The sequence below is a fragment of the Massilia luteola genome, assembly GCF_034420155.1.
GTDB lineage: Bacteria > Pseudomonadota > Gammaproteobacteria > Burkholderiales > Burkholderiaceae_D > Telluria > Telluria luteola.
On the sequence record NZ_JAXOFN010000030.1, the window covers coordinates 16,704 to 41,908 of the forward strand.

The following is a 25,205-nucleotide window of genomic DNA, read 5'->3' on the forward strand; positions in this document are numbered from 1 at the left end:
CGAAACGCGGGCATCGATACGGAGACGACATGAAGACCCGCCGAACCATCATTTCCTTGTTCCTCGTCCTGCTGGGTGCCGCCACCGCGTGCGGAAACGTCGTCGCCGAGCCATCCCGGCCGGCGCCGCGTCTCGGGTTGCAGCTGTGGTCCGTCAAGGATGAACTCAGGCGCGATTTCGACGGTACGCTCGCCCGCATCGCGCAACTGGGCTTCCAGGGCGTGGAATTCGCCGGACAATTCGGCCCGTATCGATCGAACCCCGCAGGGCTCAAGGCCATTCTCGATAAAAACGGATTGCAATGCGCGGGCGCCCACGTGATTATCGGCCAACTGGCGCCACGATACTTCGTCACGACCACCGCCTTTTACAAGACCCTGGGCTGCCATCTTCTCGTGGTTCCCATGGACGCGCGCGGCGGGGACGCCGGGCAGGCCGCGGCATTGGGCAAGGACCTCACCGACCTGTCCGCTAAACTGAAGGCGGAAAACATGCGTATCGGGTATCACAACCACGCGCAGGAATTCTCCGGTACTGTCGGCGATACCGCTTGGGACGTGATTGCGAGGAGCACGCCGAAAGACGTGGTCCTGCAACAGGATGTGGGCTGGACGACGTTCGCCGGCAAGGACCCGGTCTTTTACGTGAGGCGGTACCCGGGTCGTACCGTCAGCACCCATTTCAAGGCGAAAGTGCCGGACGGCGCGCCAGGAAAGCCGATCATCGGCCAGGATGGAACCGACTGGTTGGCGCTGATCCGCGCCGTACGCGAGGTGGGCGGTACCGAATGGATCATCATCGAACAGGAAGAGTATCCGGACGGATTGACGCAGCTTGGCGCCGTCGCCGCGTCATCGGCAGGACTTAAATCCTTCATGGCAGATGCGGACGCCCGATAAACCATCCATCCGCGATGAATCGAGAACTGCCAAAGCAGATCGCCGGCAACGCCGGCGATAGGGATATCTCTGAATTGAGTCAATTCCCGAACCGGGCGCCAGATTTACAGAGGCCAAGATGGCGCTCGACGATCCAAACGGCTTTGCGGCCCACCACAAAGCCATGTTACCGCCACGGCGACATCGGCCGCATCCGGTGCCGCTTCCCGAATTCGGCGTTAACCTGCTCTGGCATGCGAACTCCCACAAGGAGTCAGGGAACCAGTGGCTCAGGAGCGTGATCGCCGAGCTGGCGATCGACCAGGACGTCAATCCTGGCCGGGCGCCCTGCCACCACCGATCAGGTTTTTGCGGCAGGCGGATTGCCTGGGCGTTGATCGTCCTTCCAACCACCGCCGAGTGCCTTGTACAACGACACCGTCGCCTGCAGGCGCTTCAGTTTCAATGTCCCCATATCGTTCTGCACGTCCGATAACGCGCGCTGCGTATCGAGAACCGTCATCAAATCTTCGGCGCCCGACTTGTACCGGATTTCCGCCAGGTCGTACGCCCGGCGCGCCTGCTCCTGTTCGGCTGTCTTCAGGCGCCGCTGCTCATCCAGGCTGCGGATCTGGCCCAGCGCCGTATCCACTTCCGACAGGGCGGCGATCACGGTCGCGCGATACACCTGGACCAGTTCCTGTTTTCGGGCGATGGCGAGGTCGCGTTCCCGCTTCAGCCGGCCGCCGTCGAAAATCGGCGCCATCAGCGAGGCACTGACATTGGCGAGCAGATTCGGTGCGTTGAGCAGCGACAGCAAGGCGCTGCTTTGCGCGCCCATCGCCCCGGTGAGGTTAATGCTGGGGAACAGGTTCGCCCGAGCGACGGCGACGTTGGCATCGGCGGCAGCCAGGTTGGCCTCGGCGCGGCGGATGTCGGGCCGGCGCGACAGGAGCTCGGACGGCAAGCCCGGGGACACCTCGGGCAAGGTAATCGTGTCCAGTCCATACTGGCCGACGGAGAATGTCTGCGGCGTTTTACCGAGCAGGATCGCCAGCGCCGACTGCGCTTCGCGCTCCTGCTGCATCAAGTCCGGTATGTCCGATTGTTGCTGCGCCACGGCGGACCGCTGGCGCGCGAGATCGAGCGTCGAGGCGGCACCCGCGCTTTGTTGTACCTCAACCAGCTTCAGCACATGTTCGGCGTTCGCAACGTGCTCGCGCGCGACGGCAAGCCGGTCATGCAGCGACAACACCTGCAGATAGGTCGACACGATGCCGCTGGTGACCGTCAATGCGACGGTTTGACGGTCGAAACGATTCGCCTCGAGCGACGCTTCGGCGGATGCCACGCTCGCCTTGTTCTTGCCCCAGAAATCGACTTCGTAGGACACCTGCAACGACCCGCCGGCGGAGGTGCTCGCGCTGCCGCTTCCGATCGGCACGGCGCGGCTGGCGTCGCCGTAGAAATTTGCAGTCGGCAGCAAAGACACGCCGGCAATGCGCGCCTCGGCCTCGGCCTGCTTCACGCGTGCCAGTGCCCCCGCGAGTTCCAGATTGCTGGACTGGCCTTCATCGACAAGATGCGTCAGTTCAGGACTACCAAACCGCTGCCACCAATTCTTGTCAGGCCACTCCTGGTGGTTCGGCGCTCCGGCGGCCGGCGCTCCGGCGACGGTCCAACCGGCAGGCAAGTCGACCTTGGGCGGCGGCTCGGCGATGGGTGCATGGCTGGCACATCCCGTCAGCACGAAGCAAGCCAACAAGGTCAGCGTCAAGGCGCGGTGTGTCATCGGCATGCCTCAGGAGCCCGATGCCGTAGCGGACTTCGTGCCGGCATCCGGTGCGGCCGCCGCCGGAAACACATCGGGCACGGGGCCGACCAGCACCTTGTCGCCTGCGGCCAGGCCGGACAGGATCTGCACCTGCTGCGCATTGCGCAATCCGACCTTCACCTTGCGGGCGCCGACGTGTTGGCCGGCGTCGAGCACATTGACGTTGTACTGGCCCTCCTCGTCCTGCGCACCGAGGCCGTTCGCCGGCAGCAGCAACGTATCGCGCGCCTGCGCGACGACGAACTGCACCTGCGCACTCATGCCACTCATCAGTTCGTGATCCGGATTCTTGACCTCGAACAGGACAGTATAAAAGGCCTGCTTGCCCTGCTCGCCCGTGCCGTCGGCCGGGATGGGAATGACTTGGCGCAGCTTTCCCGACCAGTGTCTTCCTGGATAGCCAGGGGTCGTGAAACTCGCCGCCATGCCGGGCCGCAAGCGCGTCACATCGCTTTCCGCAACGCGCGCGGCCACCGTCATGTCCGACAGGTCGGCAATCCGGAGCAGCGGTGCGGCAGGTTGCGCGGCAGCGAGCATTTGTCCCGTGCGAGCCGCCATCGACACCACGGTGCCGGAAATCGGCGACCTTACCAGCGTTTTCTGACGCGCTTCCTCGTCGATTTTCAATGTTGCTTCGAGTTCGTGGATCTGCGCCGTGATCGCATCGACGCGCGCGGTTGCCGATGACGCGTTCATCCGCGCCGATTCGAAGGCTTCCTCGCGGGTCGCGTTTTGCGCTTTCAACTGGGTCTGGCGCTTGAACTGAAGCTGGGCGAATTCAAGTTGCGCGCGCTGGTCGGCCAGATCCGCCTGCAGCCGGGCCATCTGGGCACGATTGCTTTCGACTTTGGCGGGTTGTTGGGTCGGCGTGATTTCGAGCAGGGCCTGGTCGGCCTGGACCGTGTCACCGATGGCGACCGACACCTCCTTCACCTGTCCGCCAATCTGGGCGTACGCGTCAGCCCATTTGTGGAGCTGAAGCTTGCCGGCCGCGTCGACCGTTTGCCGGATGTCGCCGCGGCGCGCGGTGACGGTGTCGAGCTTGACGGGCGCGGCCGCGGGCGGTGACGGTTTGGTTGCTTGCGCCAACACGGGACTGGCGCCGAGCACGGCAGCCAGGAAAAGCAGCGCCGCTGCCACGTCGCGGGAAGACACGCGCCGGGCGCGGCTGGCCAAGGGCGATGTTCTGTCTTGTTGATCAGCAGGCATGGGACCACATCAGAAAAATTCCGAGTATACACACATTCCGGGAGCCGCTGACCGCCTTGCGAGACTTATCCCGTCCTCACGACGGCGATCGACAACGACTTGGGTGTTGGCAAATCTCATCGAGCGCGCAAGGCTGCGACAGGAGTTGCAATGCGTTCGGCAAACGCAGATTGCGTGAATCCGGACTTCTCCCGTGCATGACGTACGATGATCTGCTCCGGCGTTGTGACACGCCCAAGTCCGGCCTTCGCTTCAACCAGTACCTGCCGCAGATCAGGGAGTGCTTCGCCTGCATCGGCCTCGATTGCCGCAGCCACTTTTTCAACGTCGAATTGCTTGGTGCCCGTGTCACACTGCCTTTTTGATTTCAGCGGGGGCATATTGGTACGTAGCGCTTTAGCATAAACCGCAACTATCGCTGGCAACGCTCGATACGCCAGCGTTCGCGTGACACCGGCCGACATGAATGCGCTACGTCGATTGACCATGGCTCATTCGACCCTGGTCCAACGCTGGCTGCGGAAGAACGGCCCGATATACCCGCGCACTTCGAGCGCCTTGCCGCCCTCGATCGGCTTGAGCCGCACGCCGTATACCTTACCGTTGTTCGGATCGAGGATGTCGCCGCCTCCCCAAGTGCCGTCACCTGAGGCCTTCACATTGCGCATGATCGTCATGCCCAGCATCGGCTGGTTCTTTCGTTCGTCGCCGCATAGCGTGCACTTGTCGTTCTGACGCGCTGGGTCGAGCAGTTTTTCAAGCTTGCCGGTCTGAACCCCGGCCGTTTCGCTGATGCGCACCAATGACAGCGGCCGCTTGGTGTCATCGTCGTACATCTTCCATACCCCGACCGGGGTACTCTGCGCTAGTGCGGCGCCACCGGTCATGGTGAGGGCCAGCGTCAATGCGATCATCAGATTACGTTTCTTCATGGGTTGCTCCTGGTTGTAGTAGCGCTGTGCTGCGGGATTCGTCTCGGTTCTCACTTCGATTCCACCAGTGCCACGCTGGCGTTCCACAGCCGTTCGGCGACATCGTCGTCGAGCGCCACTGGGTTGGGCGAACGCAGGGGCCATCCGCCGGCGCGGGAAGTCTTGTCCTGGTAACGGGCGATCTGGCTGAAGTAGGCGCCCGATTGCTGCGCGACCTCCGGCGCCAGCAATGCGTGCAACGTAGTCTGGGCGCCTTCCCATGGTTCGATCATGCCTATCAGGCGTTGTACCGGCAGCAGCAGCAGGCGCTGCAGCCACTTCGGCAGCGGCATTTTCATCAGGTTGGTGCGCACGAAACCAGGGTTGACACTGGCGGTCATCACACCTGTGCCGGCCAAGCGGCGGCCCAGCTCGCGCGCGTGTAGCAGGTTGGCCAGCTTCGACTGCGCGTACGCCTCCCACGTATCGAACGGGCGGCGCTCATAGTTCAGGTCATCGAAGTGGATCTCACCTTTACGGCCCATCGCGAACTCGTGGAAGAAGCTCGACAGGTTAACCACGCGTGACGGCGCCCCAGCCTTGAGCGCGTCCATCAACAGGTTGGTAAGCAGGAAGTGCCCAAGGTGGTTGACGCCAAATTGGGTTTCGAAACCATCCTTGGTGCGGCCGAACGGCGTATTCATCACGCCGGCATTGTTGACTAGACCTTGCAGCTCAGGATGGTTGCGGTTCACCTCGTCCGCGAAAGCGCGCACCGACTTCAAGTCGTCCAGTTCCAGCTGGTACACGATCAGCTTGGCCGCCCCCGTTTCGTGGCGGATCTCGGCGGCTACGCGGGTCCCCTCGTTGACGCGCCGCACACCCATGATGACTGTGGCGCCCTGTTTCGCAAGTTGCCGGGTGGTGACCAGGCCGATGCCAGAATTGGCGCCAGTAACGACGTAAGTCTTGCCGGTCAAATTCTGGCTAAGAAGTTCTGAACGAACCATGAGTGGGGTAGACATATTGCGCTCCGCTGAAGGGTATAATAAGGAACCAGTGGTCTTCAATATAAAAGACCACTGGTCTCTTGTCAAGCGATACCCCGCCCGAAACAGTTGAGCCACACATCACTTTTTACCGATTGATCTTTATGACAACACCAGATCCATTTCAACGCGCGCGTCGGCCAGAACAAAAAGAGGAGCGCCGCCGACACCTGCTGGACACTGCCAAGGCGGCCCTGCATGCAGGCATGGATGTGAGAGAGCTGGGCTTGAACGAATTGGCGCGGCAGGCGCAGATGACCAAATCGAACGTGTATCGATATTTTGAGAACCGCGAGGCACTTCTGCTGGCCTTACTGGAGGAGGAGTCGGCGCATTGGAGAGACGATCTGGGCACCCGACTCGCCGCCGCCCCGCGGGTCTCGCCGGAAATCATCGCTCGTGACTTCGCCCGCGCAAGCGCGGCCTACCCGCTGATGTGCCACCTGTTCAGCATCTTGCCTTCGATCATCGAGCGCAACGTTTCGACCGAGAGGCTAACGGAATTCAAGCTCAGCTCGTTGAAATTAATATCGGATGTGGCCGAGCAACTTCATCGCTTGGCGCCGGCGCTGCCGCTCACCGCATATGTGACGTTCCTGCGGTTAGCAATGGCACTGATGATCGGATTGTGGCCGCTCGCGAGCCCGGCGGTGGCCCTGAGCAGCGTGCTGGAGCTACCGGAACTGCAACCGTTGCGCTATGAATTCGAAACTGATCTCGCTACGGGCCTGCTGCTGGCGCTTCGGGGCTTGGAATCATCGGCCAACGCCGGGTGACACACCAATTCCGGCCTGAGCAGGTATCTCTGCTCAGGCGAGCCGAAAACATGGGGGGCTGAATGCAAGTCGATCAGGCGTCCCGCATACAAAGAATCGCAACGGCGATAGGCACCATGAAAAATGCCATTGACGATACAGTAAAGTCCGTCAACGGCATTCGATTAACCCAATAAAATCAAAGGGTTAAAAAAGATGCTTACTCCCACTCAATCATCAATGACTGAGCTAACCATTGGAATATTCTCGGATCTTATGGCTGGGGTTCTGACCGTACCATCAGCGGTACCATGTCCCGAGATCGCCTCGGCAGCGCGCAACGGCACGTGAACGCTCACGCTGCAAGCACAATGCGCGCAAGTCCGGTCAACGCGTCGAATCCGCCACCGCATCGGCATCCGCACTAGCGGCATGCACGACGGGATCCCGTTCGTCGATCCGCATCGCAATCATGGCAACGCCGACCGCAGCGAGCGTCATCAGGGCCGCCACCCACGGCAACATGTCCAGCGGCGCGCCGCGGGACAGGACGGCACCACCCAGCCAGGCGCCCAACCCATTGCCGATGTTGAAGGCGCCGATGTTCAGCGTGGCAGCGAGGTTGGGCGCGCTTGCCGCATGGCGCAGCACCTGCATCTGCAGGCCGGGGACTATGGCGAATGCCGCAACGCCCCAGAACAACACCGTAACGGCCGCTTCGACGCGGCCATGCATGGTCTTGGTGAACACGATCATGACAAGGATGAGCGCACCGAGGAGGACTCGCAGCGTACGCAATCCGCCGCGATCCGCCAGCCTGCCGCCCGCGTGGTTGCCGATCACCAGGCCGACGCCGAACAGGGCCAGCAGCGGCGCGACCGACGACGGCGCGTAGCCGCTTGCCTGCTCGAGGATGGGAGCAATGTACGTGAACACGACGAATACGCCGCCGAATCCGAGCACCGTCATCGCCAGCGCCAGCAAGACCTGCGGCTTGGCCAGAACGCCGACTTCGTTGCGCAGGTTGAGCGCGCCGCCGTTCCCTTGCGCGGGCACGAGCGCCGCGACACCCACGGCCGCGACGACGCCTGCGGCGGTCACGCCCCAGAACGTCGCGCGCCACCCGAAGGCCTGGCCGATGAATGTCCCGAGCGGCACGCCAAGGACATTGGCGAGCGCCAGGCCCGAGAACATCAGCGCGATCGCGCCCGCCCGTTTGTCGGGTGCGACGAGCGACGCCGCGACGACGGAGCCGATGCCGAAGAACGAGCCGTGGGCGAACGAGGTCAGGATGCGCGCGATCATCAGGGCGGTGTAGTCCGGTGCCAGCGCGCACAACGCATTGCCCACGACGAAGACACCCATCAGCAGGAGCAGCGCGAGTTCGCGCGGCATCCGGCTCGTGAGCAGCGCCAGCGCGGGCGCGCCGGCGGCCACGCCGAGCGCGTAAGCGCTGACAAGCAGCCCGGCCGACGATATCGACACGGACAGCGCACGCGCGATGTCGGGCAGGATGCCCATGATGACGAATTCGGTCGTGCCGATTGCAAAGGCGGCGCAGGCCAGCGCAAGAATGGCGAGCGGCAGCGCGGATCGCAGGCTCATGGCGTCGCTCCGCGTACACTCGCTTTGCCGATGTGTCCATCCGGCCTGCGCAACTGCATCCGAACGCCGGCCAGGAACACGAGGAACATGAGGCCGAAGACCACGGCCAGCACCGGAGACTCCGCGCTCGCCACCAGGGGCGCGTGCACGGGCAGGCGGGTCGACGTCTCGGTCACCGCCGGGATCAGGTGGAAGTAGAACGTCAGCGAATAGGCGACCGTGGCGGTCCGCGCAGCCGCCCTGCCGAAGACGAGGCCGCGCTCCGCCGCCAGCGCCAGCGCCAGCACGGCCAGGGTCGCCACGCCGAGCGCATGCGGCTTGCCGAAGCCGCCATGGGCAAAAATGAAGAATCCGCTCAGGCAGGTCAGCGCGGTCGTCACGACATACAGCTTGCCGTGACGGGTGCGCGAATCGATCCGGCCGTCGCGAATGAAGCCGGCGATGCCGGCACCGACGGCAACCAGGCTGATGACGGTGTGGACAACACCGAGTGTGGATAGGGATGACATAAGCGTTCCTTTCTTCAGGCTGAGGTGAAATCTTCGGTTTCGTAATGCGCCAGGAAGCTGTGCGGACCTTCGATCAGGCCCCACATCGGCGCGGCTTTGCCGGTGTCAGCGCACAAGCCCCTGAGCGTCCTGCGAACGAATGCCATCAGGGCCGGACGCGTCGTTCGCCGGCGTTGGAAACGATATTCGCCGGCGAGCGTGCGGCCGTCGTCGTAGACGATCTCGAATTCGCATTCGAGGGGCTCGAGGTGATGCATGGCCCACCCCAGCAACACCTTGTCGGCAGCGAAAAAGGTGCCGACGCTGGCGCTGACGCACTGGCGCGCCAGCTTCAGGCGGATGCAGCGCAGGCCTACTTTTTCGAACACGGGATCGCAGGTCCGGTGGGCTGCGCGCGGATCGATGGCGACGGCGGAATTCATGGCGGCTCCTGCGCTTGGTTGACGGTTTCATCTTCCTCGGCGCCGGCGCGAGGCGCCAGTTAATCGTTGTGAAAACGAGGAAAGACAGGGTCGGTCGAACCGTGTGAATTTGTGTGAAAGCGCGGTCCGCCGCGGCCGCCGGCGCGCCGCGCCGCGTTATGATGGGCCGATACTCGAACCGGGAGCCGCCATGCATGCCGATCTGACGCCACCTACCATCGCCGAACGCCTTGACCATGCGCCGTTCACCCGTCTTCACGCGTTCGCCATTGCGCTGTGCGCGCTGGGTTTCGGATTCGACCTGCTCGAAATGATGCTCGGAAGTGCGCTTGCCGCCGTGTTTTCCAGTCCGCCGCACACGGCGGCGCCGGGGCAGTTGTCGCTGCTGCTGTCGTCGGTGTTTGCCGGCGCCGCCGTCGGCGCGCCGTTGTCCGGCTGGGTCGCGGACCGCCACGGCCGCCGGTTCACGCTGAGCGGACTGCTGCTGTTGCTGTGCGTCGGATCGTTCGGCGCGGCGTTCAGTTCGAATATCGGCGGCGTCACGATGTGGCGCTGCGTGTCGGGCCTGGCACTCGGCGGGTTTCCGCCGCTGGTGATCACCTACCTGACCGACCTGCTCCCGGCGGGCCGTCGCGGCCCATTCATGATGGTGACGATCGGCATCGCGACGCTCGGGCCGACCGCCGGGATTTTCCTGGTCCGCGCACTGACGCCGTTGCAGCCGCTCGGGCTGGAGGCGTGGCGCTGGGGTTTCATCGCGGGCGCCAGCGGGTCCGGATTGGCGGGCATCCTGTTCCTGCTGCTGCCGGAATCGCCGCGCTGGCTGGCCGCCCGGCTGCGCATGGGCGCCGCCGACCTTGCCTGTCTCCGCTTCGAGCGTGCGCGGCCCCTGCTGCGCGTCGTGCCGCCAGCGTACGCGGCGGCCACGACCGACGTCGCGGCCCGCAACCGTTCATGGCCGCTGGCCGCCGCGCTGTCGTTCCTGAGCCCCTGGTCGACGGTCGCGTTCCCGCTTCTCAGCGGCGCGATTCTGGCGCAGAAGGGTTTCAAGGTGGCCGACACCCTCCTCTACGTCGGGTTGTCCACGTTCGGTCCGCTCGTCGGCAACCTCCTCATCGCCACCGTGATCGACCGCATCGGACGCCGTACCGCAATGGTCGCCTGCTCGACCGGCATGCTGGCCGCCGGCACGCTGTTCGTCATGAGTACGGCGCCGGTCCCGCTGATCGTGAGCAGCTTCGCGTTCACCCTGCTCGTCTCGATGCAACTGTCCTTCCTGAACCTCTACCTGAGCGAGCAGTTTCCGACCGAGACCCGCGGACGCGCCGTGGCCGGGGCCTGGGCCATGAACCGCATCGGTGCCGCGCTCGGCCCCTTGCTGCTGATACCGCTCCTGCACGCCGAGGGCGCGAATACGATGTTCGCCGTGATTGCGGCGACGCTGCTGGCAGGCGTCATCCTGCTGGTCTTCGCGCCGTCGGGTGCCGCACGGCGCACGGTTGCCTGAAGCGGCTCGGCCAGCCGGCAGCCAGCCGCGCCATCGACCGCAGCAGCGCCAGGAGGAACCGGTTGCAGCGCCTGGGCGGCACGTCCGCCGGCGCCGTGAACAGGAATTCCAGTCCGCTGGCGACCTGCAGCGTTTCCTGCGCCAGCGATGGCTCGATACGCGCCGTCAGCGCGACCCGTTCCGGCGAGTCGACCCAGGCCCGCAGCTGATCCAGACCCTCGAAGCGCAACTCGAGTGTATAGCGCGTCGAGCCGGCGCCGGGCCACACGATGTCCATGCCCCAGTGTCCGGCAAAGCTTCTGGCCAGCGGCAGGATCTCGCGCAGCCACGCGTCGTAGCGCGCCGTGGAGTCCGCGTCGGCGAGCTCGTGCTCGACGATGAGCGTGACCGCTGTCCGCGCCCCGCCTCCCAAGCGTTTCATGTCGGGCCCTCCTGGTGATTGATCCTGAGCTTGCACGACAAGTGTAGGCACGCCGCTCGCGGCCGCACAGTGAATCGCTGTGAAATCGGCGCACCGTGCCGCCGCACGCCGCTTCACGACAATTCACTGGCCGCCGCGAACGGGGCGGCCCAACATGAAAGCTCCCCACCACAGGAGAATGTCATGCCACGATTTGCCCTGCACATGAAGCACGCGTCCCTTTGCCTGCTGCTGGCCGCGCAAGCCCACAGCGCCGAACTCAGGACGGCCTCCAAGCTCACGTTCGACGACGCCGGCACGCTGTATGTCGCCGACTGGAAGGCGGCGCGCGTCTACGCCGTGAAAGTGCCGCCGGCGAGCGCCGCGCCGGCCGCCCCTTTCAACCTGAAGGACGTCCAGAAATCCATCGCAGCCACCCTCAAGGTCAAGGAAGCGACGCTGCGCTTCGACGACCTGGCCGTGCAACCGGGGACCGGCCTGGCCTACGTGTCGGTGACGGCGGGCGGCAAGGCGGCCGTCGTGTCGATCGATGCCTCCGGCAAGGTGAGGCGCCTGCCGACATCCGACCTGAAGGCCTTCGTCACCATCACCGATCCGCCGGCGCCGGACGCGTCGTTCTGGCGCGACCTGCCGGCGCCGGCGCTGACGGTGACGGACATGAAATACCATGACGGCAAGCTGTACCTGGCCGGCCTGTCGAACCGGGATTTCGCCTCCGCGCTGCGCGTGTACGACGTCCCGTTCAACGGCAAAGGACGTACCGCCACGGTCGAGATGTACCACCCCGTGCACAACCAGATCGAGACACGGGCGCCGATTCGCGCCATGACGTTCGCGACGGTCGACGGGGTGCCCAGCATGGTTGCCGCCTATACCTGCACCCCGCTCGTGCTGATCCCCCTGAACGCGATCGAGGACGGCGCCCACATCGTCGGCAAGACGATCGGCGAAATGGGCTGGGGCAGCGCGCCCGTCGGCATGGTGAGCTACAAATTCGGCGGCAAGGAGATGGTGCTGCTGGCGAATTCCAGCCGCTCGGCGGACCTCATGTCGGTCAGCGACATCGCCGCGCAGGCCAGGCTGCCTGGCCTGCACGAGCCTATCTCGGTGCCGGACAAGCCCTATGCCGGGGTGAAGGGCACGATGACGCCGATGTCGGCGGTCACCCGCTTCGACAACCTCGACGACAAGCTGCTGTTGGCCCTGCGCCGCGACGGCGCCAGCGGCGCCATGCAGTTGATGTCGATCCCGAAAGGCGCCTATCTGCGCCTGAGCGACTTCGTCAACGAATACGACTTCAAGGACTACACGTATCCGCCGGACGACAAATTCCGGCCGCTTCACAAATATGCGCGCGCGCTCGAAGGCTATCCGGAACTGGCGCGCTGACCATGGGCGCGCCCGCCATCCTGCTGCCGCTGGCCCTGGCCGGCGCCGCCGGCACGATCACGCCGTCGGGCGCCGAGGTGCCGGCCAACCTGCTGCGCATCGAAGTGCACTTCGACCGGCCGCTGCCGGCGGTCCCGATGCAGGCCATCATCCTGCGCGACGCGGCCGGCAAGCCGATCGCCGACGCACTGCTCGACATCGACCTTCCGGACCGCGACGAACGCGGGCTCGTGGTGCTGATGCAGCCCGGACGCATCAAGCACGGCGTCGGGCCCAACCTCGCCGTCGGGCCGGCGCTGCACGAGGGTGACCGGGTCAGCATCGAGGTCAGGGACCCGCGCCTGGCGCACCCGTTGATCCGTGCGTGGCGCGTCGGCCCGGCGTACGAGCGCAAGCTCGTGCCGGCGGCATGGCGGCTGCATGCGCCCGCCGCGCGCAGCAAGGCGCCGCTCGTGCTCGGCCTGACGGCGGCGATCAATGCCAGCGCGGCGACGCTGATCGCCGTGGCCGGCGCCGACGGCAGGCGCATCCCCGGCAAGGCCTCGCTCGCACGCGGTGAGACGGAATGGCGCTTCGTGCCGGCCGCGCCGTGGCAGGCGGGCCGGTACCAGGTGCGCATTCATCCGTCGTTGGAAGACCCGGCCGGCAACCGGCTGTGCGCGGCGTTCGAGGCGCGCCGGCAGAGCGAACTGCGGTGCCGGGACGAGGCCCGCGTCGACTTCAGGGTCGTTGCCCGCTGAATTACCAGTCGTGGCGCACCGTCAGGAGGATCGTGCGCGGCGGATTGTAATAACTCGCGTCGAGCCCCAGCGCGGGCACGACCTGCCGCAGCAGCGCATAACTCTTCCCCGCGAGGTTCTTGCCGCGCAGGGATACGGTCCAGTGCCTGTCCGGGGCACGCCACGACAGGTCTCCGTTCAGGTAGCCCTGCGCAGGGACTCGGGTCAACGTGCTGTTGGCGACATCGAGGAATTGCGGGCGCAGGTAGATGGCGGACAGTTCCAGCGCGAGCGTCGAACCGTTGCCGAGCGGCTGCCGGTGATCGATGCTGGTGCCGGCACTGAGTGGCGCCGCATTCGGCAAGCGGTGGCCGACGACGGCGCCGCTCGCGGTGCCGGTCGGGTTGGCGAATTCGTCGATCCGCGAACCGAGGGCTTCGACGGCGAGCGTCCAGCGGGTGCGCACGGCGATCTGCGCCGCCAGCTCGAGATCGAGCCCATAGCTGTGTGCCTTGCCGGCGTTGATCATGACCGCGTCGTTGACCTGCACGCCGTTGATGCGCGTTCCGGTCAGCGAAGCGAGATAGTCGCGATAGTCGTTGTAGAACAGCGCGGCATTCGCCGTGACCTTGCCGCCGGCGAGGCGCAGCTTGGCCCCCGTCTCCCAGGTGCGCACCTTCTCCGGCTTCGTCGCCAGCCGCGCCGACAGCAGCGATTCGGCGGCGCGGTTGAACCCGCCGAACTTGGCGCCTTGCGCCACGTTGGCATAAACAAAGGTATGCGCGCCGAACTGGCGGTCGATCCCGAGACGGGGCAGCACGCCGCTGCTGCTGGTTTCCAGGTCGGGCGCCAGGTAGACCTGGTTCGTGCGCCGGCCCTGGGCGTCGGTGCGCCAGAAGCCGTTCGATCCGGTCTGGCGCGTGCGGTAGGCGCGCGCGCCGACGGTCAGGCCGGTGTCCTGCGCCAGCCGATAGCGGCCCTGCCCGTAGATGCCGGCGTCGTCCGTCTCGAGGTGCGTCAGGGCCTGCGAATACGCGGTGGCGGGGGCGGTCGGCGGGGTGACGGCGGACAGGCGGTCGAAGTCGAAGCGGTCGTGCACGAACATGACGCCGCTGGTCCAGGCAAACCGGTCGCCGGACGACTGCAGCTGGACTTCCTGCGAGACCGCGGTCTGGGAGACGCGTTGCGAGATCCCGAAACGCTGCACCTCCAGCCCGCCGTAGTCGACCACGGTCGGATCGTCGCGGTAGCGACGCACGGCGCTGATGGAACGCAGCGTGAGCCCGCGGCCGAGGTCCGCAGCGACGCGCAGCGACGCGCCGCCCGCATCGCGCCTGAATGCGCCGCGCGGCGCGTCCGTAAAGGTCACCCGCGGCGCCGCGTCCGGATGGTTGAGCGGGTAATCGGTGGTGTTGGAATCCGACCGGTCCTCGGCCCCATCGACCGCGAGGATCGCCTCCAGGCCGGGGCGCGGCGCATAACGCAGCTTGGTCTGGAACTGTGCGACGTCGAGGTTGTTGACCCGGGTGTGGCGGGTCGCGTTGTACGAAAAACCGTCGTTGGTACGGCGCGAAAACGCCAGGCTGGCGCTCCACTCATCGTTCAGCGCGCCGTTCACATAGCCGCGCGCTTCGAGCGTGCCGACGTTGCCCGCCCCCGCCGCCAACCAGGCCGCCGTGTCCGCCGAGGGATCGCGCGTCACGAAGCGCACCGCGCCGCCGGTCGAGTTCTGGCCGTACAGCGTCCCCTGCGGTCCGCGCAACACTTCGATGCGCTCGATGTCGGGCAGGTCCCACAAGCCGGTGGCGTAACCGCGCAGCAGCGGCACGTCGTCGATGTAGATCCCGACCGCCTGGCTCATTGCCGCGTTCGAGGCGCCGATGCCGCGGATCGCCACCGCCTGCGGCATGTTGCTGAAGCCGTTCGGTACGGCGACGCCCGCGACGACGCCGACCAAGTCGTGCAGATCGGCGATGCCCTTGCGCTCGATCTCGCCCCGGCCGACGACGCCGATCGACACCGGCGTCGTGCGTTCGAGCGTAGCGCTGCGCTCCGCGCTGACGACCACCTCGGGAATCGTGGCGGTGCCCTCCTGTCCGTGCGCCCAGCCGCAGGCGCAAGCGGTCAGCAAGAGGCTGTGGTTCAACGATCGTCGTGCGCGGCTCATGCCTTCTCCTGTCTGTTTGCGGCATGATAAGGTAGCGGTGGACTCGGCCGGTGTGAAAAGGTGTGAAGGCTAGCCGGCCAGCGCCGCCTCGCCGTACGCCAGGCGCAGCGCGACCTCGGCCACGCGCCGCCCCAGGTGCTCGGCCGTGAGCAGGTCGGCCTGCGGCGGCGCCAGTTCAGGCGACTCGTCGGCGTTCGACTGCGAGGCCGCGCCCATGAAGAAGCCGAGCCGGTTCAGGTCGTCCTCCGAGCCGGCACTGGAATTGTTCCCCGGCGGAAGGCCCAGGTTCACCCAGTGCATGCCGTGCTGGGCGGCGAACACGGCCAGTTGCTGCAGCGTCGCGAGCTTGTCGCCCGACCGCGCGGCGGAATTCGTGAAGCCAGCGGCGACCTTGTTACGCCACAGTCCACCGGCCGCGAACACGGTTTTCGACGTCGCGTCCTGGAACGCCTTGAACTGCGCGGATTGTCCTCCCATGTAAGTCGGCGCGCCGAAGATGAGCGCATCAGCGTTCGTCAGCTCGGCCCAGGGCGCATCGGCGCCTTCGACGGCGTACAGGCGCGCCGTCACGCCTTCCACGGCATTCGCGCCGCGCCACACGGCGGCGGCCTGGCGCGCGGTATGTCCATAACCCGAGTGATACACGATTGCGACGGTGACGTTGTGCATGACGCTCTCCTTATTTCAGAAAATCGACGAGTTTCGGAATGACGACCTGCGGCGCCTCTTCCATCAGCCAATGGCCGGCACCGGGGACGATGATGCCTTCGACATTCGTGTCGACCAGCCTGGCCTGGGCGATCAGCACGGGGCCGGAAGCCCGCTGTCCGGTCAGGACCAGCATGGGGATGGTGAGCGGCGTCCGGGCGAAGCCGGCGAAATCGGCGGCGTCCTGTTCGAACGCCTTGAACACTTCGAAGCCGGCGCGCATCCCGCCTTCGCGCGCGTAGGCGGCGGCATACAGCCTGCGGTCCGCTTCGGGAATCGAATGGTTCCTGTCGGCCGCGAAGTCGTTCCAGAAGTGTTCGAAATAGATGCGCTCGCGGCCTTTGACCAGGGCCAGCGGCGTCTCGCCATAGAAGTGGAAATGCCACAGGTCGCGCAGCAGCCACACGTCCTTCCAGTTGCCCACGCCGGGCAGGAACGCATCCATCAGCGCGATCCTGCCGACCTGGTCGCGATACTGGGCCGCATAGGCATAGGCCACCATCAGGCCGATATCGTGGCCGACCACCTTCACGCTCGACAACCCCAGGCTGGCGACGAGGGCGTGCACGTCCTGCGCCATCTCGGCCTTGGTCACGCCGCCCGTGGGCAGCGACGACTCGCCGAAGCCGCGCAGGTCGGGCGCGATGACGAGATGGTCGCGCGCCAGCTTGTCCATCAGCGGGAGCCACATATGACTGGTCTCGGTATAGCCGTGCAGCAGGACGACGGGGTCGCCCTTGCCCGCCACGAGGTAGTGGATCCGGCTGCCGTTGACGTCGGCGAAGCGGCTTTGCGGCGTTTCGGCAAACGCGGGCGACGCCAGCAGCGCGAACATCGTCAGGCTGCGAACGAGTCCACATATGCCGCGCCTGGCTGCGCGAAACAATGGGAGGAAGAGGACTTTCATGACTGGCTCCTTGGGATAAGTGGACTGCGGTCCGCACGCCATGTGCGTGCCGCTTATCTTGGCCCAGCCGTCCTGCCATGCCGAGTGAAACGCGGTGAATTCACGCGGCGGGCCGGCGTGAAAAATCGTGAAGGGCGCCCCGTCAGCCGAGCGTCGCCATCAGCGCGAGCGCCGCGCGCAGGTCGGCCGTGCCGAAGCCTTCCTTGCAGCGCGCCAGGACCGGCTCGAGCGTTGCCCGCGCCAATGGCCGGTCGCCCCGCCGCAGGTACAGGGCAGCGAGGCTCGTGGCGCTGCGCAGCGCCCATGCCAGCGCGCCCTGCTCGTGCGCGAGCGCCAGCGACCGGGCCAGCAAGACGGCGGCCGTGCCGTCGCCGTCGCCGTCGCCGGCATCCGCCGCCAGGCGTTGCAGCGCCTGGACGCGCAGGAGCTCCGGCACGCACCAGCCGACCGTGCCGGCCGCGCCGCGCTCCAGGGCATCGGCCGTCAGGAGACTGGGCGAAAACGTCGCCAGGTGGTCACGGAATTTGGCCGAGAACTCGTGGGTATCCGCGAAGGACGGCCGGCTGTGCGCCGCGGCCCGGCCTTCGATCACATCGAGCACGTCCTCGAAGCGCGCCGCCCAGTCGACCCAGTAGCCCATGCCGTGGCGTTCGCCGCGTTCGCGCAGACGCGCGACCAGCCGGGTCGCCAGCGCCGTGTCGCCGCGCCAGAGCGCCACCGGCACCGATCCCATGGCCAGCACCTGGCACATCGCCACGGGGCGGTCGGTCTCGGACGATTCGAGCGCCTCCTCGCTCATCGCCAGCGCATGGTCGGCGGCCCCCTCGATCCACAGCAGACGAGCGAGGATGATGCGGACCGAGGTGCCCACCTTCAGCGGCGACGGCAGATAGAACAGGGGAATGCGCCGGTGGCTGTTGGCGAGCGCCAGCATCGCATAGCGATGCGCCTCGGCATGCCGTCCCGCGAAATGCAGCGATTGCGCCAGCGTACGCTGGCCGATGAGCTCGAGGTAAGGATCGTTGCCGGCCTGCCCTTCGCGGGCGATCCGCTCGGCGCCGGCGAGCGCGGCCGGATAGTCGCCGCGCGCATAGGGCCATCCCCACAACGACACCAGCGGTGCCGTCTGCAGGTGCGGCAGACCGGAGTCGCGGGCCAGTTGCAGGCATCGTTCGGCGTCGGCCATCAGCCTGGCGAACGACATGGCGGACAGGTCGCGCCCATCCCCGTTCACGGCGATCAGCCGCAACAGGACCAGCGCCGGCGGATCCGCCATCTTGCCGAGCGCCTGCAGCGCGCGCTCCACGACCCCGTGGAATTCGGCGGCGACGCCGACCTGGTCGCCCAGCGCAAACCCGGCGCCGGCCAGCCGTGCGCCCAGCAGCGGGTCCTGGCCGGGCCCCAGCGCCCACTCGATCGCGGCCAGCATGTCGTCGACCCACGGGCTGTACAAGTCGGCCCACGTGCTGCGCGGCAGCGTCATCCAGTCGCGTTCCAGCCGTTCCGTCAGCGTGTCCAGCCAGCGGGCATGGCGGGCCTGTACCTCGTGCAGTTCGCCGCTGTGCACCAGCTTGTCCCAGGCATATTCACGCGTCACGTCGAGCAGCCGCGGCCGGTTGGCGCCGCCGTCCGCGTTCATGCTCACCAGCGATTTGCTGGCCAGCTCGATCACGGTATCGACCACGTCGTCCGGATCCTGCGCCGCTTCGGCCGCGACGGCGCCCGCGGCTTCCAGCGTGAAGCCGCCCTGGAAGACGGCCAGGGCACGCAGCACTTTTTGCTCGTGCGGCGCCAGCACGTCGTAACTCCAGTCGAGCATGTTCGACAGGGTGCGGTGGCGACCGCTCAGGTGCCCCGGGCCGCCCGGCGGCCGCAACAGCGATGCCGAGGTCTCGCGCGCCAGCTTCTGCAACCCCAGCGGCCGCACGAGGGAGGCAGCCAGCTCGAGCGCCAGCGGCACGCCTTCCACCGAGCGGCAGATTTCGCACACGAGCGCCACGTTGCTGTCGTCGAGGGAAAAACCGGCCGGACTCTCGCTGTCCGCCCGTGTCACGAACAGTTCGACGGCCGGAAAGCGCGCCGCCGCGGCCACGTCGGGCGTGGCCCCGGCATGCGGCACGCCCAGGGGGCCGAGCCGGAAGATCCGTTCGCTGTGCGCCAGCAGCGGCTCGCGGCTCGTGCACAACACATCGATCCCAGGCGCCGCCCGCAGCAGTGCTTCGCTGGACTGCGCGGCCAGGCTCGTGCTGTGTTCGCAGCAATCGAAGACGATCAGCATGCGCATCCCGCGCAGCGAAGCGGCCAGTTGCGACAACCCGTCCCGCGTCAGCTGCGACATGCCCAGCGCGGCGCGCAGGGCCCCGACCAGTTCGCGCCCTTCCGCCAGCACGGGCAGATCGATGAAGCGTACACCGTCCGGATACCTGTCCGCGCACTCGGCCACGAGCGCACGCGCGAGGGTGGTCTTGCCCATGCCGCCGGGACCGACGATAGTGACGAAGCTGTGCGCCCGCAGCAGTTGCGCCACCCGGTCCAGCTCGCCGGCGCGTCCCAGCGGGCGCACGGCGGGCTGCACGGTGCGCACCAGCTGGTAACCCTGTCCGGGAAAGTGGGCGACATAGGCGGGCACGGGCGTGCAGCGCGCCAGGGCGTCGTTCAGGCTGGCGACGCTGTCCCGCAGCTTCCCGGCGCCATAGCGCCGCCGGAACGCAGCAGGGTCGACGACGGCGCCGTCCGCATCGAGCAAGGCTTCCAGCACTATGTACGAGGCCAGGTCGATATCCAGCCGCGCCGCGCCGGCAAAGGCTTCGCCGCGGCTGCGATCGAGCGTCAGGCGGGAGTGCGGCGTCGCGTCGCCGGTGTTCATGGTCCGGTCATCCGAGCGAGGCCAGCAATGCGGTCGCGGCGCGCAGGTCGGCCGTGGCATACCCTTCGCGGCAGCGCGCGAGCGTGGGTTCGAGGACCGCGCGCGCCAGCGCACCGGTGTCCTGGCGCCGGTACACGGCAGCGAGACTCGTGGCGCTGCGCAGCGCCCAGGCCGGCGCCCCGTGACGCTGCGCCGTCTCCAGCGCCTGGTGCAGGAGCGCCGCGGCGGCGCCGTCGCGGTCGACTGGATCGGCCGCCAGCCGGCGCAGTGCCCGCGCACGCAACAGCTCCGGCAGGCACCAGGCCACCAGGCCGGACGCGCCGCGCATGGCGGCATCCTCCGCCAGCAGCATGGGGGAAAACGTCACCAGCTGGTCGCGGCATTTCGCGGAAAACTCGTGCGTGTCGGCGAACGCTGCCAGGTCGCGCACCTCGATGGTCCCCGCCATGACGGCCAGCGCGCCTTCGTAGCGCCTGGCCCAGTCGAGCCAGAAGCCCAGTCCATGACCTTCGGCGCAGTCGCGCAGGCGCGCGACCAGGGCGGCGGCCAGCGCGAGCTCGCCGCGCCAGATGGCCACGGGTGCCGCGGCCAGGCACAATGCCTGGCACAGCGCCACCGGACGGTCTTGTTCGGCCGAGGCAAGCGCCTGTTCGCTCATCGCCAGCGCCTGATCGGCGGCGCCCTCCATCCAGAGCACCCGGGCCAGGACGATGCGCATCGACGTGGCCACCTGCACGGGCGACGGCAGATAGGACAAAGGGATGCGCAGGCCGCTACTCGAGAGCGCCATGGTGGCCCACTGCCGCGCTTCCGCGTGCCTGCCCAGGTAATGCAGGGATTGCGCCAGCGTGCGCTGCGCGAGCAGTGCGAGATACGGGTCGCGACTGTCGCGCGCCGCACGCGCCATATGTTCCGCGCCGGCGAGCGAGGCCGGATAGTCGGCTCGCACATACGGCCAGCCCCACATGGCCATCAGCGGAAAGGACTGCAGCACCGCCGTGCCTGCCTTGCGCGCCAGCAGCAGGTTGCGCCCGGCATCGTCCATCAGCTTCCGGTAGCTGTGGCCCGACAGGTCCCTGCCGTCGGCCACCACGGCATTCAGGCGCCACAGGATTTCCAGCACCCGGGCCGGCGCATGCTCCAGGTTGCCGACGGCCTCGACCGCGCGCTGCACGCGCCCCTGGAACTCGCGCGCGATGCCGATCTGGTCGCCGAGCGAGAATCCGGTGCCGGCCAGGCGGGCGCCGAGCAGCGGTTCGCCGCCCGGTCCCAGCGCCCAGTCGATGGCGGCCAGTATGTCGTCGATCCAGGGACCGTACAAGTCGAGCCAGGTGCAGCGCGCCAGTTCCATCCAGTCGCGCTCGATCCTGTCCATCAGGGTGCCGAGCCAGCGGGCGTGGCGCTGGCGCACCGCATCCAGCTCGCCGCTTCGCACCAGCTTGTCGTAGACATAGTCGCGCGTGAGGTCGAGCAGGCGCGGGCGGTCAGCGCCGCCGGCGTTCGTGCTCACCAGCGACTTGCCGGCCAACTCGATCACGGTATCGATGACGTTGTCGGTATCGGATGCCACCGCAGCGGCCACCGCCCCGGCCGCTTCCAGCGTGAACCCGCCGCGGAATACCGCCAGACAGCGCAGGACCCGCTGTTCCGCGGGCGACAGCATGTCGTAGCTCCAGTCCAGCATGCTCGCGAGCGTATCGTGCCTGTCGCCCGCGTGGACTCGTACCGGGGATGACGCGAGCAGGCATCTGGAAGTCTGGCGCGCCACCGTGTCCAGGCCCAGCGGCCGGACGAGCGCGGCGGCCAGCTCGAGCGCCAGCGGCACGCCGTCCACGGCGCGGCAAATGGCGCGCACCAGTGCCACGTTGCCGCTGTCCAGGAAAAAGCCGTCCGGGTGGTCGCCATGGGCGCGGGCGACGAAGAGTTCGACCGCGTTCGGCATGCCCATCGGCCGGAGCCTGACAATCCGCTCGCTGCGCGCCAGCAGGGGTTCGCGGCTGGTGCACAGCACGTCGATCCCGGACGCCGCCCGCAGCAGCGCCTCGCACGCCTCGGCGGCGACGGCGGTATGGTGCTCGCAACAGTCGAACACGACGAGCATGCGCCGGCCGCGCAGACACGGGGCGAGTTGCGCGAGGCCGTCGCGCGTCAAGCGTGTCATGCCGAGCGCGGCGCCGAGGGCCCCGACCAGTTCCCGGTCTTCGGCCATGATCGCCAGATCGATGAAACGAACGCCGTCGGGATAGAGGTCGGCGCATTCGCGGGCGAGCGCGCGTGCCACCGTGGTCTTGCCCATGCCGCCGGGCCCCACGATGGTCACGAAACGGCGCTCCTGCAGGAGCTCCGCCACCCGTGCGAGTTCGGCCGAACGCCCGAGGATCCGCAGGTCCGGTGCGGGCGTGCGCAACCGGCGGCCCCGCCCCGGCGACCCGACGACACGGCCGGTTCCCGGATCGTGAACGCTATCGTCTGTCCGGAACATGGTGGGTGTGGTATCCATTTGTGAGCTGCGCTATCGGTTGCGGATATGAAAGCATGTAATTCAGCGCCGGTCCAGCAGCACTCGGGTTTCCCGTGCATCGACGCTGTTGCCGAGCATGTCGAGGCGGCCCAGCCATGGCCAGAGCACTGCCCGGGCGTCGGCCGGCCGTCCCTGCGCCAGCCGCATCCTCGCCATGCTGTTGGCCAGGCGCAGCGCCCAGGCATGCGCCTGCTGCTCGGTGGCCAGCGCGAGGCCATGCGCGAACAGGGCCTCCGCCTCACCCCGCCTGTCCACGGTGTCGTCGCGACGGATGAGTTCTCCCTGGATGCGCAACAGTTCCGGACCGTTCCAGGCGACCATGCCGAGGCGCCACCGTTCGACCGCACTGTCCAGGTAGCCCCAGGCGCCGAACGTCACGAGGTGATCGAGGAGCTTGGCATCGGGCGTTTCCTGCATGCGCGTGATCAGGACCGGCGGCACGGCGCGCAACGCCATCACCTGTTGCAGGTCGTCCAGCCAGGCGGCCCAGTATTTCTGCGGGTGGCGCACCAGGTGCGCGTCCAGTTGCCGCAACAGCGTCTGCGCGAGCGCATCGTCGCCCTGCCACAGTGCGATCGGCAGCGCCGCCAGGCAGATCGCCTGCGACAGCGCGGCGGGAAAGCGCGCGTCCGCGGCGTCGCGGACGCAGCTCTCCGCCAGCGCCGTCGCCTGCCGGCCCTGTCCCTGCATCCAGAACACGCGGGCCATGACGATCTGCATCGACAGCTTGCGGGACAACCATCCGCTCAGGTTCAGTGGCACGCACTGGTCGTCGTTGCGCAGCAGGCCGGCCCCGTATTCCGCGGCGGCGGCGTGCCGGCCGCAGTAATGCGACGCCAGCGCCCGCAAGCGCCGCGCGTGCAGCATCTCGGCCATGCCGCAGCGCCCCGCGGCCTCTTCGCTGCGGCGCGACAACGGTTCGCACAGATGGTAATTCCCCCGCCCGAAATTGTGGGAATGAAGCTGGCTGAGGGCTTCGAAGCGGGTGCCCGCATCCTCGTCCTGCTCGGCCGCACGCTGCAAACGATCGAGGGCCGGCTGGTCGCCATCCACGGCGGCAAAATAATGGAGCACGCTGAAGATACGGACTTCATGGCGCGGGTCGGCCGGCGTCCCCGCGCGGATCGCAGCGAGCGCCTGCCCCGCGCGCATGCGGTATTCGTTTTCGCCCAGGTACAACGCCATCGGATAGTAATCCGTTGCCACCAAGGCGATCCCGATGGCGGGATCGCCGTCCGGGCCGAAGCACCATTCCAGCGCCGCGCGGAAGTTCGCGACATGCGACGCATAGAACAGGAAAGACTGTTGGGGCAGCGTTTCCGACCCTTCGGACGCCCGGCGCCTGACGAGGACCACCATGTATTCCGCGTGCCGCCGGCTCACGGCGTGACGGTCGGGATCGGCGTCGAGTCGATCGAGCGCGTAGGCGCGCGTGATCTCGAGGAGGCTGTAGCGCGGCGGCGACTGCGCCAGGTCGACGCGCACCATCGATTTGGCGACCAGGTCGAGCAGGCAGTCGCGCACGGTATCGGGCGGCAGCGTGGCGTCGGCGATCACCGCGTCCGCCGCTTCCAGCGCAAACTCGCCCCTGAACACGCCGCAGCGGCGCAAGACCCGCTGCTGCTGCGCCGTCAGCAGATCGTGGCTCCACTCCAGCAGCGCGCGCAGGGTACGGTGCCGCGGCACCGCCGTGCGCCTGCCGCTGCCGAGCAGGCGCAGCCGGTCGTCGAGTTGCGCGCACACGCCCTGCAGACCGAGCAGCCCGATGCGCGACGCCGCGAATTCGATGGCCAGCGGCACCCCGTCCAGGCGCCGGCACAGCGCGCTTGCGAGGTGGACGTTGCCGCCGTCGATCGCGAACGCGTCGAGACTCGCCACAGCGCGCTCGGCCAGCAGCTGGACGGCCGCAAAACCCAGCGCCTCCGCGCTGTCGAGCGGCGGCCCGTCTGGCGGCGTCTCCAACGGCGGGATCCGGTGGACCCATTCCCCGTCGGCATCGAGCGGTTCGCGCGATGTCGTCAGGACGACCAGTCCGGGGGCACGCCTCAGGATCCGTTCGACCAGCCCCGCCACCGCGTCGAGCAGGTGCTCGCAATTGTCCAGGACGAGCAACAGGCGGCGCTGGCGCAACCAGGCTTCGAGCGCGCCGATGTGCGACTCGGACGGCATGGGCAATCCGAGGGCCGCCACGACCGTTTCGGCCACGTGGCTCGGCGCCGTCAACGGGGACAGGTCGACGAAGCAGACACCGTCCGGGTAGCGTTCCTGCACCTGCGCCGCGAGCGCCAGGGCGAGCGAGGTCTTGCCGATACCGCCGTGGCCGACGATGCTGACCAGCCGGCGCCTGGCCAGCGCCGCCGACAGCGTGGCGAGACTGGCGTCCCTGCCGAGCAGCCGCTCGAGGCTGGTCGGCAGGTTGTTCATCCTGTCGGGCGGACCCGCCGCCGGCGCGGCCGCTTCGATGCCGATCCGCGTGACCGCGGCGACGAAGCTGTAGCCCCGTCCCGGGATGTTGGCGATATACCGGGCGCCGTCGACGCCGTCGCCGAGCGCCCGCCGCAATGCGGCCACGTGCACCCTCAGGCTGCTGTCCTCGACGACCGAACAGGGCCAGACCTGCGCCTCGAGTGCGCTGCGGCCCAGGACCTCTCCGGGCCTCGACACCAGGGCAAGCAACAGCGCGAGCGCGCGCCCGCCGAGCCGGACTTCTTCGTCGTGGCGGCAGAGCCGCAGCGGCTCGGCGTGCAGGCGGAACGGTCCGAACGCCAGTACGGGCGCCGGATCGGCTGCACGCGCGTGGAAAGTGGCATGGCCTGCGTTCATGGTCG

20 protein-coding genes are annotated in these 25,205 nt (G+C 67.4%); 5 read left to right on the top strand and 15 right to left on the bottom strand.

Annotation, left to right across the window (positions count from 1 at the left end; translation table 11 throughout):
* The first annotated feature begins 29 nt into the window (after window positions 1-29).
* Entirely contained in the window at window positions 30-899 is an 870-nt protein-coding gene (locus U9J41_RS23890) for a sugar phosphate isomerase/epimerase family protein (protein WP_322404642.1), read from the top strand.
* A 340-nt stretch (window positions 900-1,239) separates the two neighbouring features.
* Here U9J41_RS23890 and U9J41_RS23895 read toward each other — a convergent pair whose 3' ends face one another.
* The 5 genes from U9J41_RS23895 to U9J41_RS23915 all read right to left on the bottom strand — a co-directional run bounded on the left by U9J41_RS23895 (window position 1,240) and on the right by U9J41_RS23915 (window position 5,857).
* Window positions 1,240-2,670, bottom strand: a complete 1,431-nt coding sequence (locus U9J41_RS23895; RefSeq protein ID WP_322404643.1) for an efflux transporter outer membrane subunit — start codon at window positions 2,668-2,670, stop codon at window positions 1,240-1,242.
* Window positions 2,671-2,679: 9 nt separating this feature from the next.
* The gene (locus U9J41_RS23900) at window positions 2,680-3,888 is read right to left on the bottom strand and encodes an efflux RND transporter periplasmic adaptor subunit (RefSeq protein WP_322404644.1); all 1,209 of its coding nucleotides are present in this window, start codon (window positions 3,886-3,888) and stop codon (window positions 2,680-2,682) included.
* Window positions 3,889-4,037: 149 nt separating this feature from the next.
* On the bottom strand, window positions 4,038-4,409 hold the full coding sequence (locus tag U9J41_RS23905) for a hypothetical protein (RefSeq protein ID WP_322404645.1): 372 nt from the start codon (window positions 4,407-4,409) through the stop codon (window positions 4,038-4,040).
* A 3-nt stretch (window positions 4,410-4,412) separates the two neighbouring features.
* On the bottom strand, window positions 4,413-4,853 hold the full coding sequence (locus tag U9J41_RS23910) for a DUF2147 domain-containing protein (RefSeq protein WP_322404646.1): 441 nt from the start codon (window positions 4,851-4,853) through the stop codon (window positions 4,413-4,415).
* Between the two features lie 50 nt (window positions 4,854-4,903).
* Window positions 4,904-5,857, bottom strand: coding sequence for an SDR family oxidoreductase (locus U9J41_RS23915; protein WP_322404647.1), 954 nt, complete (start codon window positions 5,855-5,857; stop codon window positions 4,904-4,906).
* Between the two features lie 128 nt (window positions 5,858-5,985).
* Here U9J41_RS23915 and U9J41_RS23920 point away from each other — a divergent pair, with 128 nt between their 5' ends.
* Complete coding sequence (locus U9J41_RS23920) at window positions 5,986-6,657, top strand: TetR family transcriptional regulator (RefSeq protein WP_322404648.1); 672 nt, start codon at window positions 5,986-5,988, stop codon at window positions 6,655-6,657.
* Between the two features lie 366 nt (window positions 6,658-7,023).
* Here the strand turns inward: U9J41_RS23920 and U9J41_RS23925 are convergent, their stop codons facing one another.
* The 3 genes from U9J41_RS23925 to U9J41_RS23935 are packed head-to-tail and all read right to left on the bottom strand — an operon-like array spanning window position 7,024 to window position 9,172.
* Complete coding sequence (locus tag U9J41_RS23925) at window positions 7,024-8,223, bottom strand: MFS transporter (RefSeq protein WP_322404681.1); 1,200 nt, start codon at window positions 8,221-8,223, stop codon at window positions 7,024-7,026.
* A gap of 14 nt (window positions 8,224-8,237) precedes the next feature.
* Complete coding sequence (locus U9J41_RS23930; RefSeq protein ID WP_322404649.1) at window positions 8,238-8,750, bottom strand: hypothetical protein; 513 nt, start codon at window positions 8,748-8,750, stop codon at window positions 8,238-8,240.
* Between the two features lie 14 nt (window positions 8,751-8,764).
* On the bottom strand, window positions 8,765-9,172 hold the full coding sequence (locus U9J41_RS23935; RefSeq protein ID WP_322404650.1) for a hypothetical protein: 408 nt from the start codon (window positions 9,170-9,172) through the stop codon (window positions 8,765-8,767).
* A gap of 190 nt (window positions 9,173-9,362) precedes the next feature.
* On the opposite strand from U9J41_RS23935, the gene U9J41_RS23940 reads away from it, so the two are divergent.
* Window positions 9,363-10,679, top strand: a complete 1,317-nt coding sequence (locus tag U9J41_RS23940) for an MFS transporter (RefSeq protein WP_322404651.1) — start codon at window positions 9,363-9,365, stop codon at window positions 10,677-10,679.
* Here the strand turns inward: U9J41_RS23940 and U9J41_RS23945 are convergent.
* The gene (locus U9J41_RS23945) at window positions 10,627-11,100 is read right to left on the bottom strand and encodes a putative antibiotic biosynthesis monooxygenase (RefSeq protein ID WP_322404652.1); all 474 of its coding nucleotides are present in this window, start codon (window positions 11,098-11,100) and stop codon (window positions 10,627-10,629) included. The two genes, U9J41_RS23940 and U9J41_RS23945, sit on opposite strands and share 53 nt — an antisense overlap.
* 183 nt (window positions 11,101-11,283) lie before the next feature.
* Here U9J41_RS23945 and U9J41_RS23950 point away from each other — a divergent pair, with 183 nt between their 5' ends.
* A complete protein-coding gene (locus U9J41_RS23950; protein WP_322404653.1) occupies window positions 11,284-12,489 on the top strand; it encodes an NHL repeat-containing protein in 1,206 nt (401 codons plus the stop codon).
* Window positions 12,490-12,491: 2 nt separating this feature from the next.
* The gene (locus U9J41_RS23955) at window positions 12,492-13,229 is read left to right on the top strand and encodes an Ig-like domain-containing protein (RefSeq protein ID WP_322404654.1); all 738 of its coding nucleotides are present in this window, start codon (window positions 12,492-12,494) and stop codon (window positions 13,227-13,229) included.
* A gap of 1 nt (window position 13,230) precedes the next feature.
* Here the strand turns inward: U9J41_RS23955 and U9J41_RS23960 are convergent, their stop codons facing one another.
* The 6 genes from U9J41_RS23960 to U9J41_RS23985 form a co-directional block, all read right to left on the bottom strand.
* Entirely contained in the window at window positions 13,231-15,375 is a 2,145-nt protein-coding gene (locus U9J41_RS23960; protein ID WP_322404655.1) for a TonB-dependent receptor, read from the bottom strand.
* Window positions 15,376-15,444: 69 nt separating this feature from the next.
* Complete coding sequence (locus U9J41_RS23965) at window positions 15,445-16,044, bottom strand: flavodoxin family protein (protein WP_322404656.1); 600 nt, start codon at window positions 16,042-16,044, stop codon at window positions 15,445-15,447.
* A gap of 10 nt (window positions 16,045-16,054) precedes the next feature.
* Window positions 16,055-16,990: an alpha/beta fold hydrolase gene (locus tag U9J41_RS23970; protein WP_425261024.1), complete on the bottom strand. Its 936-nt coding sequence runs from the start codon at window positions 16,988-16,990 to the stop codon at window positions 16,055-16,057.
* Window positions 16,991-17,132: 142 nt separating this feature from the next.
* Window positions 17,133-19,856 (bottom strand): ATP-binding protein, encoded by a 2,724-nt coding sequence (locus tag U9J41_RS23975; protein ID WP_322404657.1) that lies wholly within the window; start codon window positions 19,854-19,856, stop codon window positions 17,133-17,135.
* 7 nt (window positions 19,857-19,863) lie between these two features.
* Window positions 19,864-22,263: an ATP-binding protein gene (locus U9J41_RS23980; protein WP_322404658.1), complete on the bottom strand. Its 2,400-nt coding sequence runs from the start codon at window positions 22,261-22,263 to the stop codon at window positions 19,864-19,866.
* Between the two features lie 135 nt (window positions 22,264-22,398).
* The gene (locus U9J41_RS23985; RefSeq protein ID WP_322404659.1) at window positions 22,399-25,200 is read right to left on the bottom strand and encodes an ATP-binding protein; all 2,802 of its coding nucleotides are present in this window, start codon (window positions 25,198-25,200) and stop codon (window positions 22,399-22,401) included.
* Window positions 25,201-25,205: the final 5 nt, after the last annotated feature.